The following is a 13,085-nucleotide window of genomic DNA, read 5'->3' on the forward strand; positions in this document are numbered from 1 at the left end:
CCGAATTGCCGCTGCGCGCAGAGGGGGCAGACTTGCACGACCTGCTGCCGTTTAACTACGCTGGCAGCGTCACGCCATAATTCAACCACTGTTCACGTTGCAAGGTGCGGGGAAATTCGCGCTTACCTTGCATCAACAAACAAAAAAAACCGGGTACTAACCCGGTTTTTGATTTGCTGATTCGACGCGAACATCGACTTGAACAATGGATCAGCCCACCCACTTACGCGCATTGCGGAACATGCGCATCCATGGTGTATCCTCGCCCCACGATTCCGGTGCCCAGGATTGAATCACTGAACGGAATACACGCTCAGGATGCGGCATCATCACTGTGAAGCGACCATCCAGATTGGTCACCGCAGTGATACCGGCTGGCGAGCCATTCGGATTATAAGGATAGGCCTCCGTGGCCTGACCTGCATTATTCACAAAGCGCAGGGCGACACTTGCCTCATTCTGATTACCTGTCTGTGAAAAATCAGCAAAGCCTTCACCATGCGCAACCGCGATCGGCGTTTGTGTACCGGCCATACCGGCAAACAGGATCGATTGCGACTCCAGCACTTCCACCATCGCCAAACGGGCTTCAAACTGCTCCGACTTATTACGCGTAAACTTAGGCCATGCCTGCGCACCAGGGATGATGGATTTCAGATTACTCATCATCTGACAGCCATTACAGATACCCAGACCAAAAGTATCATCACGATGGAAGAAACCAGAGAACTGCTCAGCCATCATTTGGTTAAACAGGATGGTTTTCGCCCAGCCCTCGCCCGCCCCCAATACGTCACCGTAGGAGAAGCCACCGACGGCGATCAGGCCTTTAAAGTCTTGTAAATTGGCGCGGCCAGCGATCAGGTCACTCATGTGTACGTCAACTGCTTCAAAACCAGCCTTGTGCATGACATAAGCCGTTTCGATGTGCGAATTCACACCCTGCTCGCGCAGGATAGCGACCTTAGGACGGACACCAGTTGCGATAAACGGAGCAGCAATATCTTCCTGCATATCGAAGCTGATACGTGGCTGCATACCCGGATCATTGGCATCCAGAATGCGCGCATATTCAGCATCAGCACAAGCTGGATTGTCACGCAAACGGGCGATCTGCCAGCTGGTTTTGCTCCAGATCTGATGCAGACTACTACGCGTCGCCGCGTAGACCTGCTTCACATCACGGGTGAATTCTATGCTGTCTCCGGCGTTCACTTTGCCGATGATATGACTGCAGGCGCCCAGTTGATGCGCACGCAGCACATCCATAACTTCTGAACGTTGCTCGGTACGAACCTGTATCACTGCCCCCAGCTCTTCATTGAACAAAGCGCGCAGGGTCAGTTCATTTCTGCGCTCAGGGATCTGGCCGGCCCAGTTTTTCGCATCGCCCTGATCGGCTGCATGACCACCGTCCATCGCCAAAATATCCACATTCACCGACAAACCGGCACGACCTGCAAATGCCATTTCACACAGAGTGGCGAACAAACCACCGTCGGAGCGATCATGGTAGGCCAGCAATTTGTCTTCACGATTCAAGGTCTGAATCGCCGCAAAGAAGGCTTTCAGGTCCTCCGGCTGGTCCAGATCCGGCACCTCATCACCGATGCGCTGCATGACTTGCGCAAAGGCAGATGCACCCAGACGGTTTTTACCACGGCCCAGATCAATCAGAATCAGGCTGGTATCGCCCTTATCGAGCTGCAATTGCGGAGTCAGTGAACGACGTACATCGTAGACAGGAGCAAAGGCCGAAATAATCAGCGATACCGGTGAAGTGACTGACTTGGCCACACCGTCATCACTCCAGGTGGTGCGCATAGACAGGGAATCTTTACCGACCGGGATGCTGATGCCCAGTGCAGGACAGACATCCATACCTACCGCTTTCACGGTATCAAACAGTGCAGCGTCCTGGCCTGGCTGACCACAGGCGGCCATCCAGTTAGCTGATAATTTAATATCCGAGATAGCCTGAATCGGTGCCGCAGCGATATTAGTAATCGCCTCACCGACCGCCATACGGCCTGATGCCGGGGCGTTGATCACGGCCAGCGGGGTACGCTCGCCCATGGACATTGCTTCACCCAGATAGCCTTCGAAACTCATGGTGGTCACTGCACAGTCCGCCACCGGCACCTGCCATGGGCCCACCATCTGGTCACGCACCGTGGTGGCACCGACGGTACGGTCACCAATGGTAATCAGGAAGGATTTATCAGCCACAGTAGGCAGACTCAGCACGCGCTCTGCTGCAGTAGCCAACTCGATACCGGTCAGATCTATCGTCTGCAAGGTCTGCGTCTGGCGCTCTACCTGACGATGCATTTTAGGTGGTTTGCCAAGCAATACATTCATCGGCATATCGACCGGTGCATTGCCATTCAAAGGATCAATTACCTTTAACTGACGCTCTTCAGTCGCCGTACCAACTACCGCAAACGGACAACGCTCACGTTCACAGAAAGCCTGGAACACAGGCAGGGACTCAGGCGAAATCGCGAGTACATAGCGTTCCTGAGATTCATTACTCCAGATTTCCTTTGGCGCCAGACCACTCTCTTCCAGCGGCACTTTACGCAAATCAAACAATGCGCCGCGTTTGGCGTCATTGGTGATTTCCGGGAAGGCGTTAGACAAACCACCGGCGCCAACGTCATGGATAGACAGGATAGGATTCTCATTCCCAAGCTGCCAGCAAGAATTAATCACTTCCTGAGCACGGCGTTCCATCTCCGGATTGCCACGCTGTACCGAGTCAAAATCCAGGTCAGCGGTATTGGTACCGGTCGCCATTGAGGATGCAGCACTGCCCCCCATACCGATACGCATACCAGGTCCACCCAGTTGTATCAGTAAGCTGCCGACTGGTAAATCATTTTTGTGCGTGTGTTTGGCAGAGATATTGCCGATACCACCCGCAATCATGATGGGCTTATGGTAGCCGTACACAGTACCCGCAACATTCTGCTCATAGGTACGGAAATAGCCACCCAGATTTGGACGTCCAAATTCATTATTGAACGCTGCACCACCAATAGGGCCGTCTATCATGATCTGCAAAGGGGAAGCAATGCGATCAGGCTTACCATAGAACTCTGTGCTGGCTGTACCCGTATTGCAGTCACCTGCATTTTCCCAAGGCTGTACCGAACCGGGAATCGCAAGATTGGACACTGTAAATCCGCACAAACCCGCTTTAGGCTTAGCTCCACGCCCAGTCGCGCCTTCGTCACGGATTTCGCCACCGGCACCGGTAGAGGCGCCTGGGAAGGGAGAAATAGCCGTCGGATGATTGTGGGTTTCCACCTTCATCAGGATATGCGTGAGTTCTTCACTGGCCTGGTAGGTATTATTCTTAGGATAGAAACGGGTGACTGATGCGCCCTCGATGATAGAGGAGTTGTCGCTGTACGCAACAACGGTGCCTTGCGGGTGTAATTCGTGAGTATTTTTGATCATCTGGAACAACGACTTATCTTGCTTTTCGCCGTCTATGGTCCAGTCTGCATTGAAGATTTTGTGGCGGCAATGTTCGCTATTGGCTTGCGCAAACATCATTAACTCAACATCGGTAGGATTACGTTTGGCAATAGTGAATGCATCTACCAGGTAATCAATTTCATCATCCGATAAAGCCAGGCCCAGCTCAGTATTAGCATTAATCAGGGCTTGCTTGCCGCCCCCCAGTACATCAATGAATTCCAGCGGTTTCGCATCCAGTTCACCGAACAACATACTCACCTGCTGTAAATCACCGAGTACCGTTTCCGTCATTCTGTCATGCAAGGCTAAGGCGACAGCTTCACGGGTCTGGGCATCAAGTGACTTCGCTTTTCCGAGCAAACTATGCTTCATGTGCACAAAGTAACTGATCCCTCTTTCGATCCGCCGTATTTGCTGCATGCCGCAGTTTCTGGCGATATCCGTTGCTTTACTGGCCCACGGAGAAATCGTACCTACCCGGGGAATCACCATAAATACTTCGCCGGTTTCTGATCCGGGATAAGGATCACCGTAGGTTAGCAAAGCTTGCAAACGCTCCGTGTCGGCGCTGCTGAGCGCGGCGCTGGCATCGACAAAATGCTGGTAGCGCGCTGTAACACCGACAATATCAGGCGTTATGCTTTGCAGACGGGAAAGGAGATTAGTGGTGCGAAAACTAGACAGGGCATTAGAGCCTGGCAAAATCAACATGGCTGAGAGATAGTTGAGGCAATAGCTCGAGACAGTTCTCTCTCACTATCGCAGGTTGGATGAGAAAACCGAGATTATACTCCTTTGCTCCCCACCCACTCCAGACTACATGCATTTTTATCCGTGGAAATACCTGACTTAATTCGAGAATACTAAGGTATTACCCAATTCCTTGGATTTTGTTAATTTTTTAGCATACGGCTTATTTTGAAAATCAGCCAGATCATCTTTTAGCACTAACAACGCTACCTTGCGCTCAGCCAACAAATCAGCAAAACTCAGATCATCGATCACCACTGAATTTTTATGCAGTTTGTTGCCCCAGTAGAGGTCATTACTTCTGATATCCACAATTCTGACGACACGCTGCAAATAATATGGCAATGAAGATTGTTGCTCAAAAACACGGTACAACACCGCTTCATGCTGAGGCAGCGCCTGCTGCGTCCAACGGACCAGCGCCCGCGTGGACACTTTCTCATCCATACCAGCAGCAACATTTAACAGCAGTGGCAAGCCTAATACAGGAATCAGCACCAATGCAGCGACTCCGGCTTTGGGACACATGAATGCGATCAGCATAACAAGGAAACTGGCGCATAAAAAAATAAGCCCAACCCAAACTAGTAATGTATTCTGAGTCATCCCAAAGGCAAGGATGTCCATGGATGCGGAAGCTGACTGCGACCATCCCGAATAGGCGACAGCAGCAAACAATATCATTAACAAGGCAGTAGGGAAAACGATTCCCAGCTTACCACCAGAGCCCTTCTCTTCCAGCCAGAAAGCGAGCTGAATCGCCATCAGCGGCATCACTGTCACCAGATAGTAATTGGCTTTCGCACTGGATACCGAAAAAAATAATAAGGGCATCAGCCACCCGGCAAACAGAAACAAATGCAAACGCTTATCGGCAGGAATGACACGCCGGAAAAATAGCAATACCGGCAATAAAAAAGACCAAGGAAAAAGGAAAATCACTACTCGTGGCAAGTAATACCACCAAGCGCCGGCATAATAATCATGCGGCTCACGCTTACCCAGAAAGCGCAAAACATGTTCGTTAATAAAATAAAACCATGCAAATATCGGTTCCGTCGCTGCCGCAATCACATGCCATGGAGCAGCCACCAGTAAAAAAACGGCAATCGCGCGCCAGTCCAGCCAGAGACCAATACCAGCCAGAATTTCACGGAAGGATGTCGCCCGCAACACCAGATAAACGCCCAGCACGGCAGAAAACAGGATCAGCGCCACAAAGCCCTTCGCCAGCAATGCCAATCCCAAGGCAACTGCCGCAGTGTAAAGATGCTTGCGCTTACGGTTTTCTGTGTATAAATAGGCAGCCATCACGGCCGCCATCAGAAACACGGTCAGCAACATATCGAACATCAATACTCTGGCCATGGCTGTCACCCCCAGACCACTGACAAAGATCAGCGCCGCCAGCCGTCCTGCCTGAGGTCGCGCTACTGACTTGGCAAACGACAGGATCAAAGCCACACAACCCATTCCCGACAAAGCCGGAACCAGCCGTATCACCCATTCTGCCTGCCCGAAAATCCCCATAAACAGTGCTGTAAGCCAATACAACAACGGTGGCTTTTCCATATAAGCCAGGCCATTCAGATGTGGAATAATCCAGTGTCGCCAATCGCCCGAAGCCAGCATTTCACGCGGAATTTCGGCATACAGGCCTTCATTATTATTCAGGACAGGATAGGCGCCCAGCCAGAATCCGAAAAAATAAACCGCAAAGCCCCAGACCAGCCACAATGGCAACACGGGGATCGATAATGAAGTACCTTTATTCATCCTGACACAATCTGAAATTCAGCAAAAAAAACGGCAAGCCAGATGCTTGCCGTTGCCTGGAGGTAAAATAACTTAAGCGACTGCAGCCACGTTTTTCGCCCAGACCAAGGCCGACAAGTGGGCAGCATTCACATCTTCAGCAGTGATCTTGAGTGACTCAGCCAGAGAGCCAACCAGCATACTATTAAGTTCACATGCTTCTGCCAGCGCCAGATAAGGACCGTATAAGCCACCGCGCGAAATCAACGCTACAGTCACAACGTCAGGCAATTGTATCGAAGCCATAATCTCATCCATAGGCAGACCGAGCAGCCGGTCAAGCAAAGAAAACATACCGGCAACAAATAAATTTTCGGCTTCTGCCTTAGGCATTTTCATCTGCCCCAATAACTCAGCAAAACGTCCACGCACGATCGCGGTTTCGAGCAATACCGGCGAATAGCCACTGGTGCTTGCTGTCGCCAATAATACCGTTAGCCAGCGATAGAGCGGACTATAACCCAACATCTGAACCGCATGTTTGAGCGATTGTACTTCAGTGCGCAAACCAAAACCTGCGGAATTGATATAGCGTAGCAATTTATAGGCAAGTGTGGCATCCCGCTTCACAACCAATTCCAACTGCTGGATATCAGCATTTTTCCTGACCATTTCCATCAATTGCAAGATCGTCGTCTGCGAAGGGTTCAGCGCCTTCACTGCTGCGTTTGGCCTTGGTGTCAAATGCAACTTACCGACGAAACTATCGAGCGAAAGTGCTGAGCACGCGTCAAAATCCTGCCAATTGGCGACATTTCGCGCCACCATTTTGACGGAAGATTGTTTCAGAGATGCGTAAACCTTTGCCTGGGACGCGAAATTCGCGGCATTAAGTTTAACTTCGATATGCGTAACAAAGGCAAAAAATCCACGCTCTAAAGTTGTGATTTCCGCACCACGCAGGCAAATGCCGTAGCCCAAATCGCGTAAAGTCTTGACGGCTGCCACATTCGCGCTATCTGCAAAATGCTTTTTATGCAAAATCAAAACGGTATTCTTAGGCGGGAAAAGTTTGAGTCCCTCGACTTGCAACAACTGAGGCGCTGCCTCCAGAAAGATCAGGCTGTCATCTAACAAAAAACCTTTTTCATCATCATTCAGATGACCTGCGACGAACTCCAGCAGAGCATCGAGACTGTCGACATCCGATTCGACCGCTGGATTATTGCTTTGCCAGGAAAACTGAAATCCTATTACTTTTTGCTTAGGATCCAGTAAAGGCTCGCGCACGATGAAGTGAGTTTCGACCATATATACAATTTTCAAAGAAGTTCCGAAATGACAGCTGAATACCTTGCTCACCGAAGCTGTGCTGTGCCAGCAGAGTCAAGCCTGGCGCCGTGCTGGGAGCTAATGAACAGTCTGTCAGACTTCATAAAATCACCGCAAATTATCTTACGGGTGGTTACAACAAATGATGCACCATTGCAACAAAACCTAACTACGCATGCCTGCACATTCGGCAGAGGTAGTGCTCTTCATCAACTCTGCCCAAAAAAACAGGCTTTGTTGTCTGCAAGCATACGGACAACAAAGCCTAGCGTCAGGTAGATACTGATTCAAGCATGCATGCGTACTAAGCAATGCATACAACTTGTATCAGGCTGGTTTTCCGAGTTTTTCAAAAATCTTAGTGAGTTTTTCATCCAAGGTCGCAGCAGTAAACGGTTTCACGACATAACCATTTGCGCCAGCTTGCGCTGCTGCAATAATATTTTCCTTCTTCGCCTCAGCCGTCACCATCAAGACTGGCAATTTGGACAAAGCTGGATCAGCACGAATATGCTGCAACATAGTCAAACCGTCCATGTTGGGCATATTCCAGTCAGAGATGACGAAGTCAAAGTCGCCATTCTTTAATTTAGCCAGACCCATTGCGCCATCTTCAGCCTCATCCACGTTGGAATAACCCAATTCTTTGAGCAAATTCCTGACAATCCGTCGCATGGTAGAAAAGTCGTCGACAACTAAAAATTTGAGATTTTGGTCAGCCATGAATTACTCCAATATTTCTTTAAAGATAGTTGTTAGTATTATCGGTCAAATTACAATTTCTGGGTGCCGAAATTGCAGAAAAGCATAAAAAACGTAGTGAGAACTACACCCTGAGTGCCCGGCTGCCATGCGTCGCCAAATATTGCAGGACTTTAGCAGGCAATTCATTGAGTGCTGCAACCTCATGTGTGCCGCCGGCGGCGATCGCCTCTTTGGGCATACCAAATACGACGCAACTCGCCTCATCCTGAGCAAAATTATAGGCACCGGCATTTTTCATTTCCAGCATACCCGCCGCCCCATCCTTGCCCATGCCAGTCAAAATAACTCCGACCGCATTCTTACCCGCACAAGTTGCCGCCGATCGGAACAGCACATCGACCGAGGGCCGATGCCGGTTGACAGGTTCGCCCGTGTCAAGCTGGGTCACATAGTTGGCACCACTGCGCCCCAACAACAAATGGGAATGACCAGGCGCGATGTATGCATGACCAGGCAATACGCGCTCACCACCATTGGCTTCAGCCACAGAAATCTTACATAAACCGTCCAGCCGTTTTGCAAAAGAACGCGTAAAACCTTCCGGCATATGCTGCGTAATCAAAATACCAGGACAATCCGATGGCATCTGCACCAGGAAATTTTTAATTGCCTCAGTCCCACCGGTAGACGCACCGATGATAATCAACTTCTCACTACTCGTCAGCGGATTACGTACTGGCGGCAAACTCTCTTGAGCCACTTTCGCATGATCAGCGGCCGCGACGGCACGACGAATTCTGGCTTTTGACGCTACCCTGATTTTTTCAGTGATCAAATCAGCATATTCCCGCATACCACTCTGTATGGAGAGCTTGGGCTTGGTCACAAAATCAACCGCCCCCAGCTCCAGCGCACGCATCGTAATCTCAGACCCACGTTCAGTCAGTGAAGACACCATAATGACAGGCATGGGACGCAAACGCATCAAACGTTCCAGAAAGTCCAGACCGTCCATTTTTGGCATTTCTACATCCAGAGTCAGGACGTCAGGATTAGTCTGTTTAATGAGCTCTCTTGCAACCAGTGGATCCGGTGCCACGCCCACCACTTCCATATCGGGTTGGCTAGCAATAATTTCACTCATTACGCTGCGAATCAGAGCGGAGTCATCGACTACCAATACTTTTATTTTCATTATTCAAACTCCACAACCATACATTTATCACTGCTATCGCTTCAGAACAGATCAACCTCACCACCAACCGAGGTAGTTTTGAGGCGGCTTGCATAATCTTGTTCGCGTTTTCTCAATGTATCGTTATGCTCGACTTTCAGCTTTTTCACAAGTACTTTGCCAGTACGCGGAAAAAAATATACTTTCCTGGGGTAAATATCATTAAGATCTTCAGCAATCACCCGCATTCTCTCTGCGCGCAGATAATCCAAAACGAATTTAGCGTTTCGCTCGCCAACATTGATTGCTGTAAAGCCGCGCAACACATTACCACCGCCAAAGACCTTTGCCTCCATGTTCTCTCTTTTTGCACCGGCTTTCAGCAGCTCATTAATCAGCACCTCCATCGCATAGGTGCCATAGCGCATCGAGGCAGACACTGGATTGTCAGCGTCCCCTCCCGTATCTGGCAACATAAAGTGATTCATGCCACCCACGCCGGACACCCGGTCACGAATACACGCTGAGACACAGGAGCCCAACACAGTGACTATCAGCATATCCTTATTGGTGAAATAAAATTCACCTGGCAATATCTTGGCAGCATCACAATCAAATGTGCGGTCATAGTAGACATTGGTTGCAAAATGCTCTTCGCTCAAGCTCATAAACTACCTTTATGAAGGTGACTTACTGATGGCCGGCTGGCAGCCCTGGATTTTGCCAGCTCGTAAACTGTCTTTCCCTTCAACTTCAGCTCATCAGTAACGTATAAAAAGTTTTCTGAATGCCCCGCAAACAACAAGGCATCAGACTTCATCAGCGGCGCAAATTTTTTTAAGATTTTCCCCTGAGTAGGCTTATCAAAATAAATCATGACATTGCGACAGAAAATCGCGTCAAACTCACCACTGACTGGCCAGCTATCTGCCAACAAATTCAATTGCTTAAACGTAATCAGATCTCGCAATTCCTGACGGACCCTCACTAAGCCTTCTTGTGCCCCTTTTCCCTTCAGAAAAAATTTCCTGACTCTTTCCTGGGACAACTTCTCAATCCGGTCTGCGTTATAAACACCTTTTGCCGCGGTGTTGAGTACATTCGTATCAATATCCGTCGCAATAATTTGTGCAGGCGGTCGCATGGTCCCGAAGGCTTCACACAAAGTCATCGCAATAGAATACGGTTCTTCGCCGGTAGAACTGGCGGAACACCAGATACTGACAGGTGTTGCGCACTTCTTCACATGCTCAGCCAGGATGGGAAAATGATGCTCCTCTCTGAAAAAAGAAGTCAAATTAGTGGTCAACGCATTCGTAAACGCCTCCCACTCCTGACTATCGTGATCCCCTTCCAGCCGGTTCAGGTACTCAGTAAACGAGGTCAGACCTGTCGCGCGCAAACGTCTTGCCAGCCGGCTATACACCATCTCCTGCTTACTATCTGCCAGTGATATACCAGCCCGTTTATAGATCAACTCACGTACCCGATCAAAATCCCGCGAATTGAAGTTAAACTCTTTCGAAGACTCAGATTTCAATCTCTCTGTCATATTGCGTACCCAGGTAATTAGTCAGCATCAAACTCAGAACTCCTCCCAGGAGTCATCGTCAGCACTATTTTTTGTTAGTTTTTTGGGTGAACTTTTTTCCGCACTCACCTGAGGTAAAGCCTTTTTCACCGGGGCCTGCGGCTTAGCCTCACGCACTACTGGCCTGGCTGCAGCGCTCAAGGCATTTCCCGTGTTTAACTTGAAGACACTAACGGCCTGTGCCAACGTCACTGACTGCTCTTCCATGCTCTCGGCGGCGGCGGCAGCCTGTTCGACCAACGCGGCATTTTGCTGCGTCATTTCATCCATCTGGGTAATCGCGAGATTGACCTGCTCAATACCGGAGCTTTGCTCTTGGCTGGCGGCAGTAATCTCACTCATGATGTCTGCAACATGCTGCACACTGGTCACAATCTCATCCATAGTCTTACCGGCTTCATCCACCAGCTTACTACCCTGATCGACTTTATCAACCGAATCGCCAATCAAGGATTTAATTTCCTTAGCAGCACTGGCGCTGCGCTGCGCCAGGTTTCTGACCTCAGCAGCAACAACCGCAAAACCGCGCCCCTGCTCACCGGCCCGCGCTGCCTCTACAGCCGCATTCAGCGCCAGAATATTGGTTTGAAAAGCGATGCCGTCAATCACACCGATGATATCGACAATCTTACGTGAGCTATCCTTAATGGAGCCCATGGTTTCGACCACCTGACCGACGACAGCACCACCTTTTACTGCAACATTGGTTGCAGAGACGACCAGTTGATTCGCCTGCCGTGCATTGTCTGCATTCTGTTTTACAGTGCTGGTCAATTCTTCCATAGAGGAAGCTGTTTCTTCCAACGAGCTAGCCTGGGATTCTGTACGCTGCGACAAATCCGCATTGCCGGACGCAATTTCTTGTGCAGCAACGGTAATCGTTTCAGTACCAACTCTGACCTGACCGACAGTCGCTGCCAGGTTGTCATTCATATTTTTGAGTGCAATCAATAACTGAGCGACTTCGTCACTACCCTCTATTTCTATTGAGCTTCGCAAATCACCACTGGCGACAGTTTCGGCAAGCTGCAGCGATTCACTCAATGGCTTTGTAATGCTTGCAGTCAACAGCCACGCAACCAATCCCCCGAAGGCAACCGAGGCGACCAACACAACAAACAACAAATACGAAAGTCTGGTACCTGTACGCGCTGCCGTTTCAAAAGCGGTTTGGGCAGCGACAGTCTGCAAATCAACCAGTTTATTAATCTCTTGTATCGATTTACTGCTGAGTGGTTCAAGTACGGAAGTAATTATCTTGACAGCCCCTTCACCATTGAAGGCCAACGCCTGTCCCACCGCATTCTTGAAAGGTTGCTCGATTTCCTTATCAATTCTCGCCACCTCAGCCAGAATTTTCTTTTCATCCTCAGACAAACCCAAACCGACCAGCTTTACTTTTGATTCTTCATACAGTTTTCTTTGGGCCTTGACCTTACCTTCTTCTTTTTGCATTTCGCCGACATCCGATTGAATGCCGATATTTCTCATGGCAATCCCACCCTCATATACGGATGTCTTCATTGCGTTCGCCAACAGCTGCTTTTGATTGGCAATACTCAGACTATCTGCCATTTCTTTACGACTCGACGCGTTCATCGCATTCACGAGCAACATCACCACCGTGATCGCACCGAGAATAAGAGCAAAGCCTGCTCCTAAACGTGTACCAATTCTAAGATTACGCAAATTCATCTCAGTCCCCTCGTGATGCAATATTGACTAATTAGCCCAGGTAAAAAAATTAACCGACGTGATCGACCAAACCCATTTCCGGGCTAGACATCAGCTTATCGATATCAACCAATATCAGCATACGGTCTTCCAAGGTGCCGAGGCCAATCAAAAAGTCTGTGCTGAACGTGGTTCCCATCTCAGGTGCGGGTCTGACCTGACCTGGCATCAGCGTGGTGACATCAGATACGCTGTCGACCACCATGCCAACTATCCTGCCCTCGATATTCAAAATTATCACTACAGTAAACTGGTCATAAGTCGGCGTACCAAGATTAAATTTGATACGCATATCCACCACTGGAACAATAATGCCCCGCAGGTTTATCACACCTTTCAGAAACTCCGGTGCATTGGCTATTCTGGTTACGGCTTCATAGCCACGAATTTCCTGCACCTTCAGAATATCTATCCCATATTCCTCATTGCCCAAAGTAAAAGCTAAAAACTCATGTCCGGCGATATCGACCGAATTGCCTTCGTCCGAAGAGTTTGTATCGTTTTGAAATTGAGTTGCTTGAGTCATCATATGTCCTTCAAAAAATCTTGTAGCCA

The 13,085-nt window shown here is 49.3% G+C and carries 9 protein-coding genes; all 9 read right to left on the minus strand.

Annotation, left to right across the window (positions count from 1 at the left end; genetic code table 11):
* Positions 1-210 precede the first annotated feature (210 nt).
* On the minus strand, positions 211-4,200 hold the full coding sequence (gene purL / locus H8K47_RS05755; protein ID WP_186880478.1) for a phosphoribosylformylglycinamidine synthase: 3,990 nt from the start codon (positions 4,198-4,200) through the stop codon (positions 211-213).
* A 138-nt stretch (positions 4,201-4,338) separates the two neighbouring features.
* The gene (locus H8K47_RS05760) at positions 4,339-6,015 is read right to left on the minus strand and encodes a glycosyltransferase family 39 protein (protein WP_186880479.1); all 1,677 of its coding nucleotides are present in this window, start codon (positions 6,013-6,015) and stop codon (positions 4,339-4,341) included.
* A 72-nt stretch (positions 6,016-6,087) separates the two neighbouring features.
* Positions 6,088-7,320: an EAL and HDOD domain-containing protein gene (locus H8K47_RS05765; RefSeq protein ID WP_329604144.1), complete on the minus strand. Its 1,233-nt coding sequence runs from the start codon at positions 7,318-7,320 to the stop codon at positions 6,088-6,090.
* Between the two features lie 333 nt (positions 7,321-7,653).
* On the minus strand, positions 7,654-8,049 hold the full coding sequence (gene cheY / locus H8K47_RS05770) for a chemotaxis response regulator CheY (RefSeq protein ID WP_162020884.1): 396 nt from the start codon (positions 8,047-8,049) through the stop codon (positions 7,654-7,656).
* A gap of 103 nt (positions 8,050-8,152) precedes the next feature.
* Entirely contained in the window at positions 8,153-9,226 is a 1,074-nt protein-coding gene (locus H8K47_RS05775; protein WP_222612737.1) for a protein-glutamate methylesterase/protein-glutamine glutaminase, read from the minus strand.
* 41 nt (positions 9,227-9,267) lie between these two features.
* Positions 9,268-9,873 carry a chemoreceptor glutamine deamidase CheD gene (gene cheD / locus H8K47_RS05780; protein WP_186880480.1) on the minus strand — a complete coding sequence of 202 codons (606 nt, stop codon included), beginning with the start codon at positions 9,871-9,873 and terminating at the stop codon, positions 9,268-9,270.
* A complete protein-coding gene (locus H8K47_RS05785; RefSeq protein WP_186880481.1) occupies positions 9,870-10,757 on the minus strand; it encodes a CheR family methyltransferase in 888 nt (295 codons plus the stop codon). Before H8K47_RS05785 ends, cheD begins: the two co-directional genes overlap by 4 nt.
* 33 nt (positions 10,758-10,790) lie before the next feature.
* Positions 10,791-12,491, minus strand: coding sequence for a methyl-accepting chemotaxis protein (locus H8K47_RS05790; protein ID WP_186880482.1), 1,701 nt, complete (start codon positions 12,489-12,491; stop codon positions 10,791-10,793).
* Positions 12,492-12,540: 49 nt separating this feature from the next.
* The gene (locus H8K47_RS05795; protein ID WP_186880675.1) at positions 12,541-13,056 is read right to left on the minus strand and encodes a chemotaxis protein CheW; all 516 of its coding nucleotides are present in this window, start codon (positions 13,054-13,056) and stop codon (positions 12,541-12,543) included.
* Between the last annotated feature and the right edge of the window lie 29 nt (positions 13,057-13,085).

Source organism: Cognatundibacterium rugosum (assembly GCF_014284365.1).
Lineage (GTDB): Bacteria > Pseudomonadota > Gammaproteobacteria > Burkholderiales > Burkholderiaceae_D > Undibacterium > Undibacterium rugosum.

What these genes read in the sequence shown, in the direction of transcription:
- purL (WP_186880478.1), bottom strand. Translation starts at nt 4,200, where the DNA reads ATGTTGATTTTGCCAGGCTCTAATGCCCTGTCTAGTTTTCGCACCACT.
- H8K47_RS05760 (WP_186880479.1), bottom strand. Translation starts at nt 6,015, where the DNA reads ATGAATAAAGGTACTTCATTATCGATCCCCGTGTTGCCATTGTGGCTG.
- cheY (WP_162020884.1), bottom strand. Translation starts at nt 8,049, where the DNA reads ATGGCTGACCAAAATCTCAAATTTTTAGTTGTCGACGACTTTTCTACC.
- H8K47_RS05775 (WP_222612737.1), bottom strand. Translation starts at nt 9,226, where the DNA reads ATGAAAATAAAAGTATTGGTAGTCGATGACTCCGCTCTGATTCGCAGC.
- cheD (WP_186880480.1), bottom strand. Translation starts at nt 9,873, where the DNA reads ATGAGCTTGAGCGAAGAGCATTTTGCAACCAATGTCTACTATGACCGC.
- H8K47_RS05785 (WP_186880481.1), bottom strand. Translation starts at nt 10,757, where the DNA reads ATGACAGAGAGATTGAAATCTGAGTCTTCGAAAGAGTTTAACTTCAAT.
- H8K47_RS05790 (WP_186880482.1), bottom strand. Translation starts at nt 12,491, where the DNA reads ATGAATTTGCGTAATCTTAGAATTGGTACACGTTTAGGAGCAGGCTTT.
- H8K47_RS05795 (WP_186880675.1), bottom strand. Translation starts at nt 13,056, where the DNA reads ATGACTCAAGCAACTCAATTTCAAAACGATACAAACTCTTCGGACGAA.